The sequence below is a fragment of the Mucilaginibacter endophyticus genome, assembly GCF_003351025.1.
Lineage (GTDB): Bacteria > Bacteroidota > Bacteroidia > Sphingobacteriales > Sphingobacteriaceae > Mucilaginibacter > Mucilaginibacter endophyticus.
Map to the genome: position 1 here is coordinate 14,371 of NZ_QPCG01000008.1, position 24,261 is coordinate 38,631.

Here is a 24,261-nt window from a genome sequence, read left to right on the forward strand (position 1 = left end):
TTCTTATTTAACGTTTTTTTCAAGGTAAGCAACTGCCTGGCCAACAGTACCAATAGTTTCAGCCTGATCGTCAGGAATAGCCACGTTAAATTCTTTTTCAAACTCCATGATTAATTCCACGGTGTCTAACGAGTCGGCACCAAGATCATTGGTGAAACTCGCTTCTGGCGTAACTTCACTTTCGTCAACACCCAGTTTTTCTACGATAATAGCTTTTACTCTTGAAGCGATATCAGACATAGTCTTTATAGTTTAATGATTAATAAAAATTCAGTGCAAAGAAAAATAAATTCTGTCAATAAACAAATCTAAAACTTTTACAATATAATTCTCTAAACAAAATTTTATTGAAACAGTTTGTATTAGTAATTTTGACGGCGTAAAAGTAATGATTTTGAACAGGAAATTTTTAAAGTTTGAGATCGATTTTGATTTTGTGCTCATTGCGATAACAACTTCGCTTAAGGATTATCGCGTTTGCTTCCTTATCAATAAGTACCTGAATTTTAATTTCGTAAAAAACGACGACCTCGAAGTGGATATTTATCCCGGGGCCGACCCTGTTTTGTTTTCATTATACCGGTACAGCTGGGAAACCACCGAAACAGATTTCTTCTTTATTGGCAATAAAGGCTCAGACGGTTACCTGGTACCTGAAATAAAAAGTGCCGACTATTTTTTGATGATCCGTAACTATATAGATGATAATGAGCTTGATACGATCATTTCTTCGCTCAATAAAATACCGGAGATAGTTGCGGCAGTAAAGATTGATCCAAAAAAAATAAAATCACGGGAAAATCTGTTATTTTAGCGCCGAATTTAAAAAATGTCGGTTTTACAATCATTAAATACCCTCCAGTTTTAACCCGAATAATATGGAACTATACTATAATCGAACAAAAATTGTTGCCACCATGGGGCCGGCATCAGCTAAGAAGGACGTTTTATTAGCGATGATCAAGGCAGGTGTTAACGTTTGCCGTCTTAATTTTTCGCACGGTAAGCCCGAAGATCATAAGGTAGTGATCGATCTTATCCGTGAAATTAACGAGCAATACAAAACCAACGTAGGTATCCTTGCAGATTTACAGGGCCCTAAAATCCGTATAGGCCTGGTAAAGGATGGCGGTATTCATTTAGTTAACGGAACGCACATCAAAATTACCACACATGAGTGCATTGGTAACGATGAGCAGATCTACATTACTTATGATACCTTCCCGCAGGATGTACAGGCAAACGAAATTATTTTGCTTGATGATGGTAAGCTGCAATTAAGGGTTATTGAAACCAACAAAGTTGATACAGTTATATGTGAGGTAGTACATGGTGGTATTTTAACATCTCGTAAAGGTGTTAACCTGCCAAACACCAAAGTATCTATCCCAAGCTTAACAGAAGAGGATTTGATCAACCTTGAATTCGCCCTTAAACAGGATGTTGAATGGATTGGCCTTTCTTTCGTTCGTACAGGCGAAGATATTGTAGACCTTAAACGTATTATTGCACGTAACGGCTCGGCAGCTAAAGTAATAGCTAAAGTTGAAAAACCTGAAGCCATTGAAAATATTGATGCCATTATTGCCGCTACAGACGGTGTAATGGTTGCCCGTGGTGACCTGGGTGTTGAAATGCCGCTTGAAGAAGTGCCATTGCTGCAAAAAATGATAGCCCGTAAATGCCGTGCTGCTTCAAAACCGGTAATTGTTGCAACCCAGATGCTGGAGTCAATGATCACTACCCCGCGCCCAACCCGCGCCGAAGTTAACGACGTTGCTAACTCTGTACTTGATGGCGCCGACGCGGTAATGTTAAGCGGTGAAACATCTGTTGGTGAATTCCCGGTTATTGTTATCGAAACTATGGCTAAAATAGTTCGTAACGTTGAAGAGCTTGGCTATCCTTTCAACGCCCCTAAAGAAGCAGTTGTTAAGGATCCTGCATCTCCTGATTTCCTGATCAACGCGCTTTGTGAGTCAACCGTACACATTGCTGAGCAAAGCAACGCGGTGGGTATTGTTTCAATGACTACATCAGGCTATACTGCATTTGAAATATCAAGCCACAGGCCTAAGGCAAGTACTTATATCTTTACATCAAACAAGCAGTTGCTTAACGCGCTTAGCCTTGTTTGGGGTGTAAGGGCATTCTACTACGATCAGTTAGAAAGTACCGACCAAACCATTGCCGATGTTAACAACATGCTTAAAGCCGAAAACCTGATTAAAACAGGCGATATAGTTGTTAACACAGCCTCTACTCCTATCATTAAACAAGGAAAAACCAATACACTAAAACTAAGTGTAATTGAATAAGGCTATTTAAGATCTTACTTTTAATGAAGAAGGCTCGCCGGGATAACTGGCGGGCTTTTTTATTAAGGTATGCCTGTAAAAAACAATGCCGGCCACCCGAAGATGACCGGCAAAGCACAATTAAAATCTGGCACAATTTAGGTTTAAGGTTAAAAGGCCCGATTTCTTTTGCTATCCTAAAAAATAAAAGGTAGATGTTTTTTCAAATAGCTGGAATGCTTACGAGCGTTTATAAAAACGATTGTTGCATTTGGTGCAGTGGTAGCGTTTTACCGAAAACCACGGAAGCAACAGCTTAACAATTGTGCCTCTTTTTATCCTGTCGCAAAATTTATTTTTACAGCGGGGGCACGTCGCTGTATTTGTTTTACCAATAGTTGGTATTGCGTTGGTGTTATTGTTTTGAGCAATAAACTTATCTTCATTAACAGTAACAGTCATTATTCAGGGGTGATTGTATGTTACAAAGCTGTCTAAAAGTTGCATAACAAAACTGCCATTTAACTTCACAAAACCGCCATTTACGTTAAAAAAGCACACTTTAAGTTAAAAAGTGCCTGAAAGCTAAAAAGGATAATTAGAATGATAAAGACATATAAGTTTAAAGCAACTCGTTAACATCCCGGCCATAATATTCTTTAAACAATTTGCCGAAGTACGCAGGCGTATCAAAACCGGCTGCATAGGATACTTCAGCAACTGTGCGGTACTTTCCGCTTTCAATAGCTTCACGGGCAATTTGCAGCCGGATGGCGCGGATATATTTATTAGGTGTAAGCCCGGTAATTGATTTTATCCGTCTGAACAATTGGCGCTCGCTGATGGCAAGTTCATAACTCAGCGCAGCAAGGGTAAGATCGGTTTTACCGGTATGTTTGCGTACCATGGTTTCCAATTCCTCCAGCCATAACAAATCAGCAGGCGAAAGTACCTGGTCGGCATTTTCTGCTGCCGATTGCTCAATTGGTGATTCGCTGATGGCTGTGGTTAACTCGTCTTCTTCAGTTGTGGTTGCCGCGGCACGGGCGGCTGCATTAGTTATCAGGTTGGCCGTACGTGCAAGCAATTCGCTGCTTAAAAACGGCTTGGTAAGATAATCGTCAACGCCTGTATGGAGTGCCTTAAGCTTATGGCGTGTATCTGCCAGCGCTGTAAGCATAATCACCGGGATCCTGTAATATTCCGCGCTTTGTTTAAGGGTTTCAAGCAAGGTAAAACCATCCATTTCGGGCATCATTACATCCGATATGATCAGGCTTGGGGTAACAGGCAATTCCTGCAGCTTTTTTAATGCTTCGCTCCCATTGCTCACTGTAACAAGCTTGTATATAGGGCGCAGTATATCGGCAATGTACGCCGCCATTTCATGATGATCTTCTACCAGCATGATCAGTTTTTCGGTAGCACTTATGGAGGTATGTCCGTTAGCTTTAAAGCTACTTTCGCCGGTAATTATTTCGACAACCACTTCGCCGGTAATATGAAGCGGTAGCCCGATTTTAAACATTACGCCCTCGCCCCTGTTGTTTTCTACAGAAATGTGGCCACCCATCAGCTCGGTAAATTCGCGCGCAATAGCAAGGCCTATACCTGTTCCCCCCTCTAACGGCGCATTATCCCGTTTACCCTGATAATAACGGTCGAATATGTGTGGCAAATCTTCGGGCTGAATGCCTGTACCGGTATTGGCTACGCTAAATTCTATTTTATCCTCTTTTGTGGTTGATGTAACGGTGATAAGGCCTCCGTTAGGTGTAAACTTCATGGCATTGCCTATAAGGTTATTAACTATCTTTTCAAACTTTTCCTGGTCGAGCGAAACAAAAACCGCGGGATCAATGGAGTCAACCAATCTGTAGTTGATCCCTTTATATTCGGCAGCTGATGCAAAACCCTGGTATAAGGCTTTTATCAGTGACGCCAATGCGACTGGTTTGGGATTCACGGTTAACTTACCGGCTTCAAGTTTACCCAGATCGAGCAGTTCATTGACGATGTTAAGCAGCTTTTTGCTATTGTTTGATATGGTTTGCAACATTCCGCGCTGCTCGTCGGCATAATTATTAAAACCCATCAGTTGATTGGCCGGCCCCATGATCAAAGTAAGCGGTGTGCGCAATTCGTGACTTATGTTGGCAAAAAAGCGCGTTTTCATCGCATCCAGCTTTTCCAGCTGACTATGTTCTTCGGCCAGTAAAGCAGCCTCTCTTTTCTTTTTAAGTATAAACCACCGGTAACCAATAACTGAAGCAACGGCTATGATCAATGCAATCGCGATCAAAAAATCGCGCTGAATTTCAACCAGCTTGGTTTGGTTGGCTGCTATCAGCAAGCGTTTATCTGCCCGGTACTTTTTATCCAGCTCGGCGGCGTCCCGTACTTTATCAAGCGCGTTGATGCTGTCATTAAGCCTGCGATAAAGGTTATTATATTTAAAGGCATTTTTATAATCATCAAGGCCTTTATATGCATCCGTTAAATGGTTGTAGATGTTTTTCTGAATGGTAAGGTTACTTTGGGCTTCCGGTTGAATTGCAATGGCCATCTCACCGTATTGTACTGCCTTTTTAAAATCCTTGTGATCAACATACATGGTCATCAACTCGTTGAGGTTATGCTTTTCGAGGGTTTTAAAATCCCCTTTACGCGATAGCTCCAATGATTGCATCAGAATATCTTCGGCCTTTTTATCCTGGTTGGTCATGAGGTAAAGTCGGCCCAGGTTGCCCTGGTAACGGGCTATACTAAAATCTGAAAGGAAATGCGCGTACTTTTTATCCAGCACCTGCTCCATCAACTGCGTTGCCTCAGCCAGGTTTGCCGGCGACGACATGCTGCGCTCAGAAAGTATATTGGAGATATTGCTCAATGCGAAAATATAGGCTGCGGTATCCTTTAAACTTTGAGCATCCCTGGCGGCCTGCTCGGCATACGGCAGGGCTTGTTTAGGATTATCTATCGACCGGTAGATGTCAGCAATGCAGGCCCGGCAATCGATAGTTAAACCTTTCCATCCGTGGTTATCACACTCCTTTAATATTTTGAAAGCTACATTTAAGGCTTCAACCGTTTTGGCTTCGCGGCTAAGCATATAAGCCACCATGATGGGTGCCTTTTCATAAGTGAGCGAATCGGCCGGGGTAGCAAGTTTGGTAGCCGCACGCCCAAATGTTAAAGCATCATGTTCATTGCCTATACCATACGCCTGATAAGCTTGTGCCAGCAGTACCCTGGCCTCAAAAGCCAGGCTGCTATTTTTCCTCGCCGAATCGATAAGCCTTTTTGCAAGCATTGCGGCCGAGTCCAGGCTTTTCATGCCGCGGAGCTTTTTTAATATCGGTTCCTTATCTGGTTTAGGTTTGTTTTGAGCCCGGGCAACGAGGCCGCATAAAACAATGAGGCATAAGAGGAGTATCCTCCGGAAAAGGTGGGTGGTAGAAATTGTAATAGGGGTCATGATATAGTGTCCCAAATTACAACTTTATAGAATGTGGCAATTAATTAATTTGAAATAAATTACCTTATAAATAATATTTATTTATAAGGTAATCGCGGGTATTGGTTTTAAATCAATAGTTAAATTTGTTTGTTTTGGTGTTAATATTACGCCATATAAAAGGTATATGCCCGGCTTAAAGCTTATTTGATTACTTTAGCAGCTGGTATTGTTATAGAATTGACCATGAAACACTACGGACTAATCGGTTTTCCGCTCTCCCATTCATTCTCAAAAAAGTTTTTTACCGAAAAATTTGAAGCCGAAGGCATTACAGATGCACGCTACGATCTTTACCCGATTGAACATATCAAAGATCTACAGGACCTGCTTGATGAGCATCCTGATATTTGCGGCCTTAACGTAACCATTCCGCATAAAATAAATGTATTACCTTTTTTAGATTGGATAGAGCATGACGCCCGTAAAGCCGGTGCAGTGAACTGCATCAGGGTAACAGCCGAAAGCCCGGTTGAAGCTGCGTTCTCCGGCGAGATTGGGGTTAAAGACCATGATTTCAGGCTGGAAGGATACAATACCGACATTTATGGCTTTGAGGAATCGTTAAAGCCCTTAATTGGCGACGGTAATGATGATGCCCTGATCTTAGGCGACGGCGGTGCCGCGAAAGCTGTAAAGTGCGTACTGGAAAATTTAGGCATCAGCTTTAAAGTGGTTACCCGCAAACCAACGCATCACCCGGATAATATTTTGTTTAAGGATCTCAAACCACATCATATTACCCAGCATAAGATCATTATTAACACTACCCCTTTAGGAACCTATCCTAATATTGATGAATGCCCGCCTATTCCTTATGAATTTATTGGCGATGATCATGTTTTATACGACCTAATATACAACCCCGAAGAAACCCTGTTTTTAAAGCAAGGCCGCGAGCGCGGGGCTACAACTAAAAACGGCTACGAAATGCTGGTTTTGCAGGCCGAAAAATCATGGGAGATCTGGAACTCAAAAGAGAAACACCCATGAAGTATGTAACCTTATTGGTAGCGGCATTATTGTTTCTGGCAGCTTGTGGCAGCAATCATGATTATGCGCCTAAGCCACGTGGCTTTTATCGCATACCATTCCCCAAAAAGGAATATCAGGATTACGCGACGGGTTGTCCCTATGCTTTTACCTATCCTAAATACGCCTACATCGAACCTGATAAAAAACGCGATGCCAAACCTTGCTGGGTAAATATGCAGTTTCCGCAATTTAATGCTACACTGCATTTGAGCTATCAGCCTATTACTTCGAAAAAGGAGTTTAACCAACTGGTTGAAGACGCGCGCACCTTTGCATTTAAGCATACAGTAAAAGCCACATCTATTGATGAGGGTATCATTCATTATGCCGATAAAAAGGTTTATGGCATCTATTATACTATAGATGGTAATGCCGCATCATCTGCCCAGTTTTTCCTGACCGATAGCGTGCATAATTATATCCGCGGGGCGTTATATTTTAACAGCGAACCCCGCCTGGATTCTATACAGCCGGTACTTAATTTTATTAAGCAGGATATGGCTGTGATGATTAAGAGTTTTAAATGGAAGTGAGTTTTTAGAGTCAAGACGGCAGGAATCAAGAAATAGGAAAGCTTCGCACTCTATATAAATTTACAGGGATGAATTATTATTTCTATTTCGGACTGTTGACAAAAACAGCTCTTGATATCCGTTGTTACTGATATACGTTGGATCATGATCCGGCATTTAATCAGCATACAATGAAACTCATCAAACTCAATAAAATAGGTACTGATATCAGGTTGCATACCGAAAACCTTGCCCATACCGGGTTTAGGAAAATATTTGAGGGTATCGATCAGCTTAAAATAAAAAACGGTGTTGATAAGCTGGGCCTCGAAGGTTTTATTAACCAGTGTGCCTGTCTTGCGGCAGGCTCCGGTGCTATGGCCGGCAGCGGTGGCATGTTTACACTTGTAGCGGGAATCCCTTTTGACTTTATTAACCTCATCACCCAGCAGTTCAGGGCTATAATGGGCATCATGTATTACTATAGGGGAACATATGATAACGGATTCGACGATTTTATGTCCTTAGTGGCAACGTCGGTCCGGGTAGAAGCAGGTGTAGCCATCACCCGAAGTATGATGGAGGGCATAGCAGAACGTATGCTCGTGATATTAGGTACCCGAACCGCCGAACGCCTGATACCCGTTGTTGGCGCGGTAATAGGCGGTACAGCAAATTACCTGTTCATAAAACGCATGGCGGAGCAGGTGAAACGGATGCAAAAGGATTATGTAGTAATTCAGGTTGGGTAGCGAAGTTAACCTTGCGGGAGGTTTGGGCTAAAGCCCGCAATCTTATATGTCATTTGTCCGTTGGTTAAAACCAACGGCAATGAAGTAGGGCATAACTAATTTCTCTTTCATTGCCGTCCCATTTATGGGGCGGATCATAGTGTATGAACAGGCGGCTTTAGCCTAAATGAGTTGTTAGTTTAAGCTATTATGAATGTACTTATTAAAGTGTCAAGAAGCTTTCGGCCTTAAGCGTTTTCTTTTAGCTTTCAAAAAACTACATACCATCCAGCATACTTAAATCAAACTTTGGTTTGATGGTATACCTAAGCTGTACCAACCCGCTCGAGAACTGTTCGCTGCCCAGTAAAATAAGTTCGATACGATCTTTCGAGCCCATGAACAATGGTTTGCCGCTTCCCAAAATGACAGGATGTACCGAAAGTAAAAACTCAGTGATAAACCCCTCTTCAATAAAAGAGGAAACAAGGCTTGCCCCGCCAAACATCCAGATGTTTTTACCCGGCTGATCCCTGATAGTTTCAACGGCTGATTTAAAGTCGGCGCTTTTAATGATCTCCGTGTTGGGGTTTGTTGAAGGTTGAAGTGTATCCGAAAATACATACATTTTCAATGCACCAAACATTTCCGGGTCGGTACTCATGAGCAGGTCATAGCTTTTACGGCCTATGAAAATAGCATCGCTACTGCTTAAAAACTCGGTCATGCCATAATCCTGATCGGCAAGGCACCAGTCGTATTCGCCGTTGGGGCCTTCAATAAAACCGTCGAGACTTACAGCAAGGTTTAATATTATTTTACGCATGGACTGCTATTCTTCAGGTGTGTTATTCATTTCCTGCCATTGCTTGCTGAATGATTTATCAGCCACTTTGGGCATCTCGCGCAGATGTCCCCAGGTGCGTTTAAAGAATGTTTTAAGCAGAAAGTTTTTCATGCCGCCGCCAAAAAAGTCAGTAAGCTTGCGTTTAAGCATCCCCTTTTTCCAGATGGCCCAGCCCCAGCGTTCTTTGTTGGTCACCAGGTTTTCGTTCACCGCGTCGCGGCGGTTAAGGAGCAGCATTTTGTGGATATCTATCTTAACAGGGCATACCTCGGTACACTTACCGCAAAGGCTTGAAGCATAGCTCAGGTGTTTAAAATCTTCCATGCCCCGTGTGTGAGGGGTAATAATAGATCCTATGGGGCCACTGTAGGTAGTAGCGTAGGTGTGGCCGCCAATGTTTTTATAAATAGGACAACCATTAAGGCAAGCCCCGCAACGGATACAGTAAAGGCCCTGGCGCTGATCTTTTTTTGCCAGCAGGTTGGTTCGGCCATTATCCAATAACACTACGTACATTTCCTCGGGACCGTCGGTTTCATTTGGTTGGCGGGGGCCGCTTAATATGGTATTGTAAACAGTCAGGTTTTGCCCGGTACCATGGGTAGATAACATAGGCCAAAACAAATCCAGATCGGTTATTGAAGGGATGATCTTCTCGATACCCACAATAGCGATATGGATTTTAGGGAACGTGGTGCAAAGACGCGCGTTGCCTTCGTTTTCGCTGATGGCTATGCTGCCGGTATCAGCCAGTAAAAAATTAGCTCCGGTAATGCCAACATCGGCCTGTACATATTTATCGCGAAGCAGTTCACGGGCTTTCAGCGTAATTTGATCGGGCGTAGCATCAATAGGGGTTCCAAACCTTTCGTGGAAAAGTTTGGCGATATCCTCCTTGCTCAGGTGCATGGCCGGGGTAACAATATGGTATGGCTTTTGGCCTAAAAGCTGAACTATATATTCGCCGAGATCTGTTTCCAATGATTCGATGTGGTTACTTTCCAGAAATTCATTCAGGTGAATTTCTTCTGTAACCATCGATTTGGATTTTACTACAGTTTTGGCATTAGCTTTATTAATGATGTTCAGGATCTCGCGCTGGGCTTCTTCTACATCATTGGCCCAAATCACCTTGCCACCGCGTTTCTGGAAGTTAGCTTCAAATTCCGGCAGGAACTTGTCCAGGTTTTCCATCACCTTCCATTTGAGGACATGGCCCTTTTTCTTGGCATTATCTAAATTGATAATACGTGATAGGCCACGGGACACCGCATTATCATAACGGTCGATATTGAAGTTGATAATACGGCGATGATCAGCATCAAATGCCTTCTCTTCCGATTTTACCAAAAATTCTTCAGCGATTGCTCCCATATATGCGAAAGTAGGATTTTGTTTTTAAAATAGGTGAATGGTTGATTAAGTGGGTGGACGTTTTTTGGGTGAGTGGTTGATTAAGTGAGTGGTTGTTTGTGAACAGATAATATATCAGAAGGTTTTAATTTAGTGAGTGGTTGACTAAGTTGATTAGGTGAGTGGTTGTTTTAGGACAGGTAATATTTAAAACTTTCCTAAAACAAAAAGAGGCGCATATAATGCGCCTCTTACAATATATTCTAAATTGGATTGACCATTCACTTAATCAACCTAATCAACCATTCACCGGCTGCCAACTACTCACTTAATCAACCGAATCAGCCACTCTCTATTTACCAGCAGCTGCATCCACAACGGGACGCTTGTCGCGGTTGGCTAGTTCCCATCCAGTATAAAATACCAGTTGAGCACGTTTAGCCAGCAACGGGAAGTTGATTTTGCTCACTTCATCGCCTGGCTGGTGGTAGTCGGCATGTACGCCGTTAAAGTAGAAGATGATTGGTACGCCGTGTTTTGCAAAGTTGTAGTGATCGCTACGGTAGTAAAACCTGTTAGGATCATTAGGATCGTCGTACTTATAATCCAGTTTTAAATGGGTATAGGTGTTGTTTGCATTCTCACCAATTTCATGTAAATCCTTGCTCAGCATAGCCGAACCAATTGGGTAAACATAGTTTGCAGAGTCGGGTTTGCCAATGTACTCTTCGCCTACACGACCGATCATATCAATATTTAAATCGGTAATGGTATTAGCCAGCGGGAATACAGGATGATCTGAATAATACTCAGAACCTAATAAACCTTTTTCTTCGCCAACGTTACCTAAAAACAGGATACTGCGACGAGGGCCATGGCCATCTTTTTTAGCTTTTGAGAAAGCGCGGGCAATTTCCAAAATACCGGTAGTACCTGAACCGTCATCATCAGCACCGTTGTTTACTTTGTCTTTAGCTTTTTCATCAGGATTTAAACCAATATGGTCATAGTGTGCCGAAAAGATCAATACTTCATCTTTCAGATCGGTGCCCGGCATGTAACCTAATACATCAACGGCTTTTACATCTTTTTTTGTGGTTACGTAGTTTACAACTACGTTATCCTTTATAACAGCAGCCGGTGTAGTTGCCGCTGCCGACGCAGATTTAAGGTCGGCATAAGTTTTACCTGTTGATTTTACCAGTTCATCGGCTAATGTGGCGGTAATGTTAAATACAGGGGCGTTGGTATTTGCCGGTTTAGCCGCTTCGTCCTTAATAGTTAACCGCGGACTTGTTACGCTTTTGCCAAAACGGGCTAAAGCTGCTGCAATGCCGGGGTTAGCCGCTAATATGATAGCCGGGTTTTTACTTTGTAAGTTTTTGACAACTTTAGTACGCGCAGTGCTCATGCGGTAGCTGGTGTTTGGTGTAGTGCCTGCTTCCGGTTTATCTTCATTAATCCAAAGCACAATTTTGCCGGCCAGGTCGGTATTACCAATTTCAGCATCGGTGCCGTAGCCAACAAAAACGATATCACTTACTGTTGTGCTTTTATCCGGAAACGCGCCGCCTAAATAAAAATCGGTACCATACTCAAATGATTTACCGTTAACCGTAAATGCTGTTACTTTCAACGCATTTTCCGTAAGAGGTACATCAAAAAAATATGATCCGTTAACAGGGGCCTGCAATCCTAATTTTTTAAACTCGCCGGCTATATAGTTAGCGGCTTTTTCGGCACCAGGCTTACCGGTTTCGCGGCCTTCAAAGGCGTCAGAAGCCAGGATGCTGAGGTGCTTTTTCGCATCGTCGGCAGTGATCAGCCCGGCGTATTTCATTGCCGTGGCGTTCTGCTGTGCACAGGCCGTAGTTGCCGAGGCCAGCGCGATAAGCAATAATGGTAATTTATTCATTCTTTTAGTTAATAGTTCTTTTTTTAAGGTGAAAGGCTAAAGGTCAAAGGCGAAAGGTAGCTGCATTTTGCAAAGCGAAGGAAGAGGTAAAAACCTTTAACCTTTCGCCTTTATCATTTCACCTATCAAACGCAGGCTATCTTCTCTACGCGGTTGGCATGCCTGCCGCCTTCAAATTCAGTATTCAAAAATGTGGTAACTATAGCCTTTGCTTCTTCGGGGGTAACAAAGCGGGCCGGTACGCAAACTATGTTGGCATTGTTGTGGCTGCGGGCCAGTACGGCAATTTCTTCTTTCCAGCAAATAGCCGCACGAATGTTCTGATGTTTATTGGCTGTTATAGCAACGCCATTAGCTGCACCACAAATCAGGATGCCAAGATCGCATTCGCCGCTTTCAACAGCATTGGCTACAGGATGCGCGAAATCAGGGTAATCAACCGACTCGGACGAGTAAGTGCCGAAGTCTTTTACTTCGATAGATGAAAGTGTTTCTGTTAAAATTTGTTTGTATTCATACCCGGCGTGATCCGAACCGATAGCGATTTTTAATCCTTGCATCATTTATCAAAAGTATAACGTTTTATCACTTTTTAAAGGTAAATAATTTGTTATAAACAGGCTAATCTGCTTCGGCGAGAAACGGCGGATAATCCAATTGAAAATATGCAGATCTCACCTATTTACGATGGTTGCTGTTAAAAGAACATTTGAAGAGGCGCGGGTTGTCAAATAGGATTAGTTCCCTTTATTGAATTCCAGCTCTTTTTTGATCTTTCTTTTTTCAACAAGGCCTGCTACAACTATACTCACTTCGTATAACACGAATAGCGGAATACTAACCACTGTCATGGTAAGCATATCTGGTGTAGGGGTAACCACCGCAGCAATGATCAGGATCACTACAATAGCATAACGGCGGGTTTCTTTCATAAACTTAGGCGTCATAATGCCCAGGTTTGCCAGTATATAAACCAGTATTGGCAGCTGGAAAACCACGCCGGTAGCAAGCGTAAGCGTGGCTACCGATGAAATATAAGAGTCAATATCAAACAAGTTTTGAATGGCTGTACTAACCGTATAGCTCGATAGGAAGTTGATTGACATTGGGGTGATCACAAAATAACCGAATGTGATCCCTAAAAAGAAAAGAATACAGGCATAAAACACGAAACCTGTGGCTGCCTTACGCTCGGCCTCATGAAGGGCAGGCTTTATAAAACGCCATATTTCCCATATCAGGTACGGAACACCTAAGGTAATACCGATAATGAGCGATGAGTTGATCTGCAGGGTAAATTGACCTGCCATTTCGGTATTGATGAGATGTACATTTACGTTATCAATACAGAAACCATCGCGGTGAAGCGCGGCACCAAGTTTGCAAAGCATACGATAGGTCCAGAAGGTTGACTTGCTGGGACCCATAATAATGGTACTGAAAATCCAGTCGTAGTAATAAAAAACAACAACGGTAAATACTACAATGGCTACTGAAGCTCTTACGAGGTGCCATCTTAAAGCCTCGAGGTGATCAAAGAACGACATTTCTGCCTCTAACGTTTTCCCTTTATCTTTTATGGCCTTGATGATCTTGCTGTCGCTCATTATAATATATACCGCTGTATAAACGCTATCTTGCTAAGTACGTAATATTTTATGAAGATAGTTTGAATTATATCTCAAATGTATCCATAAACTTGGTGGTAAAGTTACCGGCCCGGAAGTTTGGATCCTTCAATAATTTTAAATGGAATGGAATAGTGGTTTTAATACCCTCGATCACAAACTCGCTCAAAGCGCGCTCCATGGTGCTTAAAGCTTCATCGCGGGTTTGGGCCACGCAAATAACTTTAGCAATCATTGAGTCGTAGTTTGGAGGGATAACATAACCTGAGTAAACGTGCGTATCGATACGTACACCGTGACCACCCGGAGAGTGGAAATTGGTTATTTTACCTGGTGACGGGCGGAAACCGTTAAACGGATCTTCGGCATTGATACGGCACTCAATGGCATGCATTGTTGGCTCATAGTTTTTACCTGAGATAGGGATACCTGCAGCAACTTTAATTTGCTCTTTGATCAGGTCGAAGTTGATTACCTCTTCGGTAACCGGGTGTTCAACCTGGATACGGGTGTTCATCTCCATGAAGTAGAAATTACGGTCTTTATCAACCAAAAACTCTACTGTACCGGCACCTTCGTATTTTACAGCTTTGGCGCCTTTAATGGCAGCCTCACCCATTTTTTTACGAAGTTTTTCGGTCATGAAAGGCGATGGGGCTTCTTCAACCAGTTTCTGGTGACGGCGCTGGATAGAGCAATCACGTTCAGACAGGTGGCAAACTTTACCAAACTGGTCGCCTACAACCTGTATTTCAATGTGACGCGGGTCCTGAACATATTTTTCAAGGTACAGGCCATCGTTACCAAAGGCTGCACCAGATTCGGCACGGGCCGAGTCCCAGGCGTTTTCAAACTCTTCGTCTTTCCAAACAATACGCATACCACGGCCACCACCACCGGCGGTAGCTTTCAGTATAACCGGGTAGCCAATTTTGTTGGCAATAGCAATGCCCGATTTAACATCAGAAAGTAAACCATCTGAACCGGGAACAATAGGTACACCGGCTTTTTTCATGGTGTCTTTAGCCGAAGCTTTATCACCCATCTGGTTGATCTGCTCGGCAGTAGCACCAATAAATTTGATACCATACTCAGCGCAAATAGCCGAGAACTTAGCGTTTTCAGACAAGAAACCGTAACCAGGGTGGATAGCATCCGCATTGGTTAACTCGGCAGCCGATATGATGTTAGGAATATTTAAATAGGAATCGCGGCTTGGCGGCGGACCGATACAAACAGCTTCATCAGCAAAACGAACATGCAGACTATCGCGGTCGGCAGTTGAATATACAGCAACCGTTTTAATACCCATTTCCTTACAGGTACGGATAACACGAAGGGCGATCTCGCCACGGTTAGCTATTAATATTTTTTTAAACATAAGTATATGTTAGTTAATGGTTGATTGAGTTAAGTGGTTGATTAGGTTATCAAACACTTAATTAGCTTAAACAATGAAAGGTTGATTTATAAAGCAGTAAACCACTCACTTAATCAACCATTCACTTAATCAACTTAACAATTAAACTGGTTCTACTAAAAACAGTGGTTGATCGTACTCAACAGGTGAAGCGTTATCAACAAGTACTTTCACTATACGGCCCGAAACTTCAGATTCAATTTCATTGAACAATTTCATAGCTTCGATGATACATACTACAGTACCTGGTTTTATTTCGTCGCCAACGTTTACAAACAAAGGTTTATCCGGGCTTGATGAACGGTAAAAAGTACCGATCATTGGCGATTTAACGGTAATGTATTTCGATGTATCCGGAGCGGCCGGTGCAGCAGGTTCAACTGGCGTTGGGGCCGGAGCAGATGGCAATACCGGAGTAACAGGTTGTGTAACCGCCGGAATAGTAGCATGAACCACCGTAGGCTGTACCTCGTTGGTTTTTATTGTGATTTTAAAATCTTTTTGCTCGATTGATACTTCGTTCACGCCCGATTTGGAAACAAAGCGAATAAGGTCCTGAATTTGTTTAATATCCATGTTGAAGGATTAATTGGTTTGGGACAAAGTTTATATCTAAGTTATACTCAAATGTGCAGATATGCAAATGTGCAGATATGCAGATTACTATGTTGATTAATTAGTGAACAGATTACTACATGTAGCCTGTTATTTACATTGTTCATAAGCAAGTAACAGGCGCTTTTTACGGATGTTTTAATTTTTTGATATATCAAATATGCTTTTTTATAGAAATTTCGCACATCTGCACATCTGAAATCTACGCATCTATAATCGGCACATCAATAGGCCCATTTCAAATATACCGAGCCCCAGGTAAAGCCACCGCCGAAAGCCGCTAAAATAAGGTTGTCCCCTTTTTTGAACTTGCTTTCCCACTCCCATAAACATAGCGGAATGGTACCGTTGGTGGTGTTGCCGTAACGCTCAATATTAATGATCACCTTTTCGGGGCTGATACCTGTACGGTTTGCAGTAGCGTCGATAATGCGCTTGTTGGCTTGATGCGGCACCAACCAGGCAATATCATCGCCTGTAAGGTTGTTACGCTCCATTACCTCATGTGCAACATCAGCCATATTGGTTACCGCGAATTTAAACACCGCCTGCCCTTCCTGGTAAGCATAATGTTCGCCCGCGTCAACAGTAGCATGACTGGCTGGTTTTAATGAACCGCCTGCCTTAAGGTTAAGGTACTGGCCGCCGGCGCCATCGCTTCTTAAAATAGAATCGATAAGGCCGTTGCCTTCCTCATTTGGCTCAAGCAGGGCAGCGCCGCAACCATCACCAAAAATGATGCAGGTAGCACGGTCTTTATAGTTTACAATGGCCGACATTTTATCGCCGCCAACAACCAATACTTTTTTATGCTTGCCGCTTTCAATAAACTGCGCGCCCGAGGTTAAGCCATACAGGAAACCTGAGCAGGCTGCCTGCAAATCAAATCCCCATGCATTTTTTGCGCCAATTTTATGGGCTAAAATGTTGGCCGTAGCCGGGAATATCATGTCGGGGGTGGTAGTACAGAAGATGATAAGATCGATCTCATCGGCACCGATGCCGCGTTTTTTAAGGAGCTCGGTAACGGCAGGGACCGCCATATCAGATGTAGCAAGGCCTTCGCCTTTTAATATGCGTCGCTCTTTGATACCGGTACGGCTGGTTATCCACTCGTCATTTGTATCAACCATTGTTTCCAGTTCCTGGTTGGTTAATACATAGTCGGGAACGTAACCATGTACAGCGGTAATAGCGGCATGAACTTTACTCATCTTTATAAAATTACTGGAATGCTTGTTTTATTTTATCAACGAGGTTACTCTCTACCATATTCCTTGACAAAAGGACCATGTTTTTTATAGCCTCCGGACTCGAGATGCCGTGACCAACAACAACGGGGGCATTTACACCCAGTATTGGGCTACCGCCGTATTGTTCATAATTAAACCTGTCAAAAAACTCGTCCTTCAGCTGTTTCTTCCTCGTTATAACGTAAAACGATTCGGCAAGCTTTAATATTACATTGCCGGTAAAACCATCGCATACATACACGTCGGTACCTTCGCTAAAAAGATCGCGTCCTTCAACATTACCAACAAAGTTAAACAACCTTGTTTCTTTCATTAACGGGTAGGTAGCCTGGCAAAGTAAATTGCCTTTTTCCTCTTCTTCGCCAATGTTTATGAGCGCAACCCGTGGGTTAGGTATATCATAAACGGTTTGGGCAAACAAGCTGCCAAGTACCCCGAACTGAACAAGCACATCGGGTTTGCAATCGGCATTGGCACCTACATCCAACAAAATACCCAAACCTCCTTTAAGTTTGGGTACAATAGTAGTCATAGCCGGGCGTACAACACCCGGAATGGTTTTTACACTGAACATGGCGCCAACAAGCATAGCGCCGGTGTTACCAGCTGACGAGAAGGCCTGAATTTCGCCGGCTTTAAGCAGTTGAAAACCAACTGATATGCTGGAGTCAGGCTTCTGGACAATAGCTTTGGTAGGATGCTCGCCCATGCCAATAACTTCGGTTGTATGTACAAACTCGAAGTGATCGGGGCTTACACCATTTTCCTGAAGAATACTTACTGTAACTTCCTTATCGCCAATAAGAACCAGTTTCTGGTCGGCGGATAAAGTTTTATAAGCTTCGATAGCTCCTAAAACAGCTGCTTTGGGAGCGTAATCACCGCCCATAATGTCTAAGCCAATCTTCATTTGCAGAAAATTAAACTTATGCTACTGCTGCTTTCTCAATAAGAACTTTACCGTTGTAGTAAACATTACCATCAACAGTGTATGCTCTGTGTGGCAAGTGCACAGCGCCTGTAGTTTGGCAGGTAGTTAAAGTTGGAGCTTCCGCTTTGTAATGAGTTCTGCGTTTATCTCTCCTTGATTTCGAAAATTTCCGCTTTGGATGTGGCATAATATCCTAATATTAATTATTTGTTCATGTTCCTGAGCGCATCCCACCGTGGGTCTGTTTGCTCACTTTGTTCATCATTTGCCGAAAGCTTATTCAGCTTATCAAGCATTTCTTTATCACAATAAGGGGTTTCGCCCTCGTTGTCGCAAACCGAAATAAACGGTACTGCAACGTTTATGTATTCATAAATCAACCCGGCTATATCAATCTCATGATCGTTTTTACCAAGGGTGATGATCTCTTCGTCTTCATCAATCTCCTCATCACTGAACTTAGCTATCTGCTGTTCAGTAATATCAACCTGTTGAGGCAATTGCGATAAACACCTGTCGCAGGCGGTATCAATTGTGCCGTCAATCTTAAAGTTCAGGATCAGCATAGTTTCCTGCTTATCCAGTTCAACCTCACAGTGCAGGGTTGCCCTTTTTACCAGTGAGTATTCAAACTCATCAAAAAAGTCATCCTGTATGTCATACTCAAATTGGTGTTTCCCCAATTTAAGCCCCGTAAAGGGAATCGAATATTTCTTAAGCGATTTCAATGAGCAACAATTAGCCCGCAAATGTAGGGAAAAATACCATAACTGGAAAGTGTTTTTTTATTTTGACTTTTCACCAAGGTAAATGCCCAAAGGCGAAAGCTAAAAGGTTGATAGTTAGGAAGATTTTCATGCGGAATTGTCTTCTTAATTATCATAAAATTAATTGACCAAAACCTCGGCTTTCATTTTTGACGCAAGTTGTAAGGCTTTGTAAGCGTTTACAATACCACCTGTTTTTGAAAGTGTTGTGAAATCAACCTTTTCGGTTTTGCTTCCGGGCTTCAAAACCATTGTGCCGGTAAGCGGTGTAGCCGAGCCTAAAATGGCTTCCTTTACCTGTTTAGCGCTGAGGTTAGGATAATATTCTAATATCAAAGCGGCTATGCCGGCAGTTATTGGCGATGAAAAGCTGGTTCCGTCTTCGGTGTCAACTTCAGCATCGGTAGTAATAGATGTTACCTTTACCCCCGGCGCAAAAATGTCGACACTCTTTTTGCCGTAGTTAGAGAAATCGCCGGCAAGGTTTTGCCCTAATTTTGATCCCGAAGCGCCCACACTAATTACATTATCAGCGTCTGTTGACGATCCGTCTAAAAAGGTATCATTCGGAAACTCAGGCTGTGTGTCCATATCCTGGTTGTCGTTACCTGCGGCCATTACCAGTAACACATTTTTTGAAGCGGCATATTTAAAGGCTGCGTCAACCCACTCTTTATGCGGCGAAATCTTTTTGCCGAAGCTCATGTTAACCACCCTGGCGCCGTTATCAACCGCGTAGCGGATGGCATTGGCCACGTCTTTATCGTATTCATCGCCGTTAGGTACGGCTTTAATGATCATTAGTTTTACATTGTCGGCTACGCCATTAATGCCGTAGTTGTTATTACGTACAGCGCCAATCAGTCCGGCTACGCCTGTGCCGTGTGCTGCATCGGCAAATTTTACCAGGTTATTGCCATATGGCTTACCGTCCATAACATCCGGATCGTCACCCACAATGCGTTTGCGCGATGTAAGATCGGGTGAGATATCATTGTTAAGCTTGGCCAGGTATTCGCTCAAATCTTTAATGATCTTGGCATTGGTTGAGTTGGCGCCCTCCTGCGCAAATACCGATTCCCAAACATATTTGCTTTGGCTCAGGGTATCATTGCTGGCTTTCACGCGTACCAGATCGGCCTGGGTAAAGGTGCCATTGGCAGGCAAATTAAGACCGCGTTTAATGTATCCGCTGGTAACCATCAGCGCGTTCATCACCGGCGAAAGTTGGCCGATTTCGGTGTTGGCTTTATTCACTGTAGAATCATATACAGTTTTAACACGCAGCCAGTAGGCATATTCCTTTTTATCGGTCGCTGTCGAGTCGGTAACTGAAGCATATTTACCTTTCAGCTTATTGTATTCGCGTACTTCTTCTGTGGTTTGGGTAAAATCGGCTTTGCCGCCCGGGCCACCTAAAAAGTTCCAGCCATGGATATCATCAATGTAACCGTTATGGTCGTCGTCAATGCCGTTCCCCGGAATTTCTTTTTTGTTTACCCATAAAACTGTTTTCAGGTCTGTTTGCAGGGTGTCAGCACCGCTGTCGATAGTAGCGACAACCACGGGCTTACTTTTTTTGCCTTGTAAAAACAAATAAGCCTGCTTTAAGCTGATGCCGTAAAAGCCGGTCTCCTTTAAATCAAGCAGGTGCCATGCTTTTGGCGGGGCAGGGTCGGCGGCGGGTGCCTGTTGTGCCGATGCCGGTAGATTAATTAATAATGCTGCTGATAAGGTGGTTGCGCTTACGTACTTACAAAATTTGAACATGAACAGTGTTTTAGATGGTGTCTTTATTTTAAAGACTTAATGTATCGTTTTAGTTTTTATATCCAACCTTTTACGTGTCGGTTGTGATTAATGTTAATCTCCTTTTTTCAGGGCGTTCCAGCCAGCTGGCTGGCGGGCTATCCGCTCATACGCCTGCAGGCATTACGCCCATGGCCGGTATCCGCTGCTATCCCTAACGCAAACTGTCTGAACTCGAATTTTTGGAATTAGAGAATTTTTAGAATTTGCTTAACATTCTGTTTATTTCTTTAATTCCAAAAATTCGAGTTCAGACAATTCATTTACAAATCAAACTTTATTCCCTGGGCTAAAGGCAACGTTTTTGAATAGTTTATAGTATTGGTTTGTCGCCTCATATAAACTTTCCATGCGTCTGAGCCTGACTCTCTGCCGCCGCCGGTTTCCTTTTCGCCGCCGAAAGCACCGCCAATTTCGGCGCCCGATGTGCCAATGTTAACATTGGCAATGCCACAGTCAGAACCGGCGTACGATAGAAATTGTTCTGCCTCACGCAAATTATTGGTCATAATGGCCGACGACAGCCCTTGCGGAACGCCATTCTGCAATTCAATGGCTTCGTCAATGGTGTTGTATTTTACCAGGTAAAGGATAGGTGCAAAGGTTTCATGCTGCACTATCTCAAAATGATTTTCAACTTCGGCTATACAAGGTTTTACGTAACAGCCCGATTCATAACCAGCACCTTCCAGCTTGCCGCCTTCAACTACAAAATTGCCACCTTCGGCTTTGCATTTTTCAATCGAGTTAAGGTATAGGGCAACGGCATCGGTATCAATAAGCGGGCCCATATGGTTATGCTCATTTAATGGGTTGCCAATCCGGATCTGTTTATAAGCGTTAACCAGTTTTTGTTTAAATGCTTCGTAAACACTTTCGTGAATAATGAGTCTGCGGGTACTGGTACAACGCTGACCAGCAGTACCAACCGCCCCAAACACCGCCCCGATAAGTGACATATCCAGATCGGCATTTTCGCTGATGATGATGGCATTATTACCGCCAAGTTCCAGCAGACTTTTGCCCAGTCTTGCGCCAACCGCCGCGCTTACGGCTTTACCCATGCGGGTTGAGCCCGTGGCCGAAATTAACGGAACGCGTGTATCGGCGGCCATAAGTTCGCCAATGTTACGGTCGCCTATAACCAGGCATGAAACGCCCTCTTCAATGTTATTCTTTTTAAAAACTTCCTGTGCAATATGCTGGCAGGCAATAGCCGTTAAAGGTGTTTTTTCGGATGGTTTCCAGATGCACACATCGCCGCAAACCCAGGCCAGCAATGAGTTCCAGCTCCAAACTGCCACCGGGAAGTTAAAAGCCGAAATAATGCCAACAATGCCCAATGGATGGTATTGCTCATACATGCGGTGATCCGGACGTTCGCTGTGCATGGTTAAACCATATAGCTGGCGGCTCAGGCCAACGGCAAAATCGGCAATGTCTATCATTTCCTGTACTTCGCCAAGGCCCTCCTGCAGGCTTTTGCCCATCTCGTACGATACCAAGGTACCCAGGTCCTGCTTGGCGGTGCGCAATGCCTCGCCAATCTGGCGTACAATCTCACCGCGTTTAGGGCCCGGGGTTTTACGCCAGGTTTTGAACGCCTTGGCGGCTTGATCAACTGCCTGGTTGTAATCGGCTTCGGTTGCCATACGTACCGAAGCTATCTTTTTACCGTCAACAGGCGATGTTATATCTTTTACAGCAGCACCGGCGCCGCTGCCCCAGTTACCACCTGTACTAAAGGCTTCATTAATATCGTTTATATGTAAACGTTTTAGGATATCTGAAATATTAGGCTCCATAATTGTTACTTTTGTCAAAGGTAGAAATCTTTAGGGCAAATTTTTCAGAATCACTCATCCGTTGCCTGTTGTATCCATTGCTATTAATTATCAATGCTTTGTATTTAACAGTTGTTAACAATGTTTGAATGTTGAAAACTAAATTGCAATTTGGAAGTTAGTTGTTGTAATTTGACACTTAATAAGTCTTTACAAGGCAATTTGTCAACCTAAAGCGGATGTTCTGCAAACAAAATTGAATGGAAGAAGAATTTGAATTTGGTTTTACCGAAGACCCAAAATTCTCGGTAGAACGGTACGAGGAAATGATCAGAAATCAGGACTTGTACTTTTTTGATGCCCAGGCGTTTGAGAACATTATCGACTACTACATCGAAAAGAATGATCCGGCCAGGGCATTACAGGTAGCAGAGTACGCGCGAAATCAGCACCCTTTTGCGGCAATTTTCCTGATTAAACAGGCTCAACTGCTTGTGGTAAGCAACAAAGTTCCGGAGGCTTTTGCCGCGCTGGATAAAGCTGCCATGCTTGAAGCGTCTGACGCGGATATCTATATTATCCGTGGTAACCTGTACGAAAGCCTGGAGCGGTATGCCGAGGCGCTGGAAAACTACGAAAAGGCCCTTGACCTTGCCGAAGAAACCGACGAGATACTGCTGCACATTGCCTACGTTTACCAAAACATGGGCGATTACGATACCGCCATCACTTACCTTAAGCTTTGTCTTAAGCAAAATATGGAAAACCAGGATGCCCTTTACGAACTGGCTTTTTGCTACGACGTAATGGACAACCAGCAGGAAAGTGTGCAGTTTTATCAGCAATATATCGATAACGAACCATACAGCTACGCGGCCTGGTATAATTTAGGCAACGCCTACACTAAGTTGAGCCTGTTTGAAAAAGCTATCGACGCTTATGACTATGCTATATTAATTAAAGACAGCTTTGCATCGGCTTATTTCAACAAGGGCAACGCGCTGGTTAACCTCGAAAAATATGCCGAAGCTATAGAAGTATACCGTCACACCTTTGAGTATGAGCAGCCCAATGCCGATACTTATTGCGCTATTGGCGAATGCTACGAGAAACTCGAGCAAATGGATGATGCCCGCGCATTCTACAAAAAATCGGTTAAGATGGATCCGAAACTGGCCGATGCCTGGTTTGGGATTGGTGTTACCCTTGATTTTGAAGAGCGTTATTTTGAGGCCCTGCACTTTTACAAAAAAGCGCTCGACCTGGATATTGCCAATGCCGATTACTGGTTTGCCATAGCTGATGCCGAATACAAGCTTGGTCATTTAGATGAAGCGGAAAAGGCTTATGAAAAAGTGGTAGAATTAAACCCGCTGGACATTGACGCCTGGCTGGACTATTCATCGATACTTTATGAGCAACAAAAGCTAAATGAAGCTATTGAGATCATAGCGCAGGCCATTAAAAATAACCCCGAAGCCGCCGAGCTTTACTACCGTATGGTGGCCTACCTGTTTGCTAAAGGCGAGTACAACGAAGCCCTTAACAACCTTGAGTATGCCTTAGCTGCCGACCCGGAAAAACATTATATCCTGTTTGATTACCTGCCACAATTGCAAAAGAATAAAGTAATTGTGGATATCATTAACAGGTATACGAAGTAGGAAGTGAATGGTTGATTGAGTTAATTAGGTGAATGGTTCTGCCTTTTAAATAAACTAAAACACGAAAGACGCACATTGTGCGTCTTTCGTGTTTTAGGAATATCAACTACCGCTATACCGCCAGAAAAGTCAAATTACATTTAACTAATCACTTAATCAACTCAATCAACCACTCACCATAAC

At 43.2% G+C, this 24,261-nt stretch carries 21 protein-coding genes; 6 read left to right on the plus strand and 15 right to left on the minus strand.

The features are described from left to right. Positions 1 to 3: 3 nt before the first annotated feature. Positions 4 to 240: an acyl carrier protein gene (locus tag DUL71_RS26300; protein WP_031266521.1), complete on the minus strand. Its 237-nt coding sequence runs from the start codon at positions 238 to 240 to the stop codon at positions 4 to 6. A gap of 148 nt (positions 241 to 388) precedes the next feature. On the opposite strand from DUL71_RS26300, the gene DUL71_RS26305 reads away from it, so the two are divergent. Together DUL71_RS26305 and pyk are read left to right on the plus strand one after the other, a co-directional pair. Next, positions 389 to 814 carry an IPExxxVDY family protein gene (locus tag DUL71_RS26305; protein ID WP_223818063.1) on the plus strand — a complete coding sequence of 142 codons (426 nt, stop codon included), beginning with the start codon at positions 389 to 391 and terminating at the stop codon, positions 812 to 814. A gap of 64 nt (positions 815 to 878) precedes the next feature. Next, positions 879 to 2,318: a pyruvate kinase gene (pyk, locus tag DUL71_RS26310; RefSeq protein ID WP_114940852.1), complete on the plus strand. Its 1,440-nt coding sequence runs from the start codon at positions 879 to 881 to the stop codon at positions 2,316 to 2,318. Between the two features lie 601 nt (positions 2,319 to 2,919). Here pyk and DUL71_RS26320 read toward each other — a convergent pair. After that, a complete protein-coding gene (locus DUL71_RS26320; RefSeq protein WP_161964516.1) occupies positions 2,920 to 5,634 on the minus strand; it encodes a hybrid sensor histidine kinase/response regulator transcription factor in 2,715 nt (904 codons plus the stop codon). Between the two features lie 366 nt (positions 5,635 to 6,000). On the opposite strand from DUL71_RS26320, the gene DUL71_RS26325 reads away from it, so the two are divergent. From DUL71_RS26325 to DUL71_RS26335, 3 genes are all read left to right on the plus strand, one after another. Next, the gene (locus DUL71_RS26325; RefSeq protein WP_114940855.1) at positions 6,001 to 6,807 is read left to right on the plus strand and encodes a shikimate dehydrogenase family protein; all 807 of its coding nucleotides are present in this window, start codon (positions 6,001 to 6,003) and stop codon (positions 6,805 to 6,807) included. Further along, a complete protein-coding gene (gldD, locus tag DUL71_RS26330; RefSeq protein ID WP_114940987.1) occupies positions 6,804 to 7,382 on the plus strand; it encodes a gliding motility lipoprotein GldD in 579 nt (192 codons plus the stop codon). Before DUL71_RS26325 ends, gldD begins: the two co-directional genes overlap by 4 nt. 170 nt (positions 7,383 to 7,552) lie before the next feature. Next, positions 7,553 to 8,113, plus strand: coding sequence for a hypothetical protein (locus DUL71_RS26335; RefSeq protein ID WP_114940856.1), 561 nt, complete (start codon positions 7,553 to 7,555; stop codon positions 8,111 to 8,113). Between the two features lie 256 nt (positions 8,114 to 8,369). Here DUL71_RS26335 and DUL71_RS26340 read toward each other — a convergent pair whose 3' ends face one another. The 13 genes from DUL71_RS26340 to amaB all read right to left on the minus strand — a co-directional run bounded on the left by DUL71_RS26340 (position 8,370) and on the right by amaB (position 22,435). After that, positions 8,370 to 8,918 carry a dihydrofolate reductase family protein gene (locus DUL71_RS26340; RefSeq protein WP_114940857.1) on the minus strand — a complete coding sequence of 183 codons (549 nt, stop codon included), beginning with the start codon at positions 8,916 to 8,918 and terminating at the stop codon, positions 8,370 to 8,372. 6 nt (positions 8,919 to 8,924) lie between these two features. After that, positions 8,925 to 10,313 carry a LutB/LldF family L-lactate oxidation iron-sulfur protein gene (locus DUL71_RS26345; RefSeq protein WP_114940858.1) on the minus strand — a complete coding sequence of 463 codons (1,389 nt, stop codon included), beginning with the start codon at positions 10,311 to 10,313 and terminating at the stop codon, positions 8,925 to 8,927. Positions 10,314 to 10,644: 331 nt separating this feature from the next. After that, positions 10,645 to 12,207 (minus strand): M28 family peptidase, encoded by a 1,563-nt coding sequence (locus tag DUL71_RS26350; RefSeq protein ID WP_114940859.1) that lies wholly within the window; start codon positions 12,205 to 12,207, stop codon positions 10,645 to 10,647. Between the two features lie 125 nt (positions 12,208 to 12,332). Next, the gene (gene rpiB, locus DUL71_RS26355; RefSeq protein WP_114940988.1) at positions 12,333 to 12,767 is read right to left on the minus strand and encodes a ribose 5-phosphate isomerase B; all 435 of its coding nucleotides are present in this window, start codon (positions 12,765 to 12,767) and stop codon (positions 12,333 to 12,335) included. 177 nt (positions 12,768 to 12,944) lie between these two features. Continuing rightward, the gene (gene tatC, locus DUL71_RS26360) at positions 12,945 to 13,814 is read right to left on the minus strand and encodes a twin-arginine translocase subunit TatC (RefSeq protein WP_112574572.1); all 870 of its coding nucleotides are present in this window, start codon (positions 13,812 to 13,814) and stop codon (positions 12,945 to 12,947) included. 67 nt (positions 13,815 to 13,881) lie between these two features. Continuing rightward, entirely contained in the window at positions 13,882 to 15,216 is a 1,335-nt protein-coding gene (gene accC / locus DUL71_RS26365; protein WP_112574571.1) for an acetyl-CoA carboxylase biotin carboxylase subunit, read from the minus strand. Positions 15,217 to 15,357: 141 nt separating this feature from the next. Then, positions 15,358 to 15,831, minus strand: a complete 474-nt coding sequence (gene accB, locus DUL71_RS26370; RefSeq protein WP_112574570.1) for an acetyl-CoA carboxylase biotin carboxyl carrier protein — start codon at positions 15,829 to 15,831, stop codon at positions 15,358 to 15,360. A 263-nt stretch (positions 15,832 to 16,094) separates the two neighbouring features. After that, positions 16,095 to 17,084 (minus strand): beta-ketoacyl-ACP synthase III, encoded by a 990-nt coding sequence (locus tag DUL71_RS26375; RefSeq protein ID WP_112574569.1) that lies wholly within the window; start codon positions 17,082 to 17,084, stop codon positions 16,095 to 16,097. Between the two features lie 10 nt (positions 17,085 to 17,094). Further along, positions 17,095 to 18,033, minus strand: a complete 939-nt coding sequence (gene plsX / locus DUL71_RS26380) for a phosphate acyltransferase PlsX (protein WP_114940860.1) — start codon at positions 18,031 to 18,033, stop codon at positions 17,095 to 17,097. Between the two features lie 16 nt (positions 18,034 to 18,049). Further along, a complete protein-coding gene (rpmF, locus tag DUL71_RS26385; protein WP_090534782.1) occupies positions 18,050 to 18,241 on the minus strand; it encodes a 50S ribosomal protein L32 in 192 nt (63 codons plus the stop codon). Positions 18,242 to 18,257: 16 nt separating this feature from the next. Continuing rightward, positions 18,258 to 18,737, minus strand: coding sequence for a YceD family protein (locus tag DUL71_RS26390; RefSeq protein WP_341867752.1), 480 nt, complete (start codon positions 18,735 to 18,737; stop codon positions 18,258 to 18,260). Between the two features lie 204 nt (positions 18,738 to 18,941). Further along, positions 18,942 to 20,591, minus strand: a complete 1,650-nt coding sequence (locus DUL71_RS26395; RefSeq protein WP_114940862.1) for a S8 family serine peptidase — start codon at positions 20,589 to 20,591, stop codon at positions 18,942 to 18,944. A 302-nt stretch (positions 20,592 to 20,893) separates the two neighbouring features. Further along, complete coding sequence (gene amaB, locus DUL71_RS26400) at positions 20,894 to 22,435, minus strand: L-piperidine-6-carboxylate dehydrogenase (RefSeq protein ID WP_114940863.1); 1,542 nt, start codon at positions 22,433 to 22,435, stop codon at positions 20,894 to 20,896. Positions 22,436 to 22,674: 239 nt separating this feature from the next. On the opposite strand from amaB, the gene DUL71_RS26405 reads away from it, so the two are divergent. Next, positions 22,675 to 24,078 carry a tetratricopeptide repeat protein gene (locus DUL71_RS26405; RefSeq protein ID WP_112574564.1) on the plus strand — a complete coding sequence of 468 codons (1,404 nt, stop codon included), beginning with the start codon at positions 22,675 to 22,677 and terminating at the stop codon, positions 24,076 to 24,078. The last annotated feature ends 183 nt before the right edge of the window (positions 24,079 to 24,261 follow it).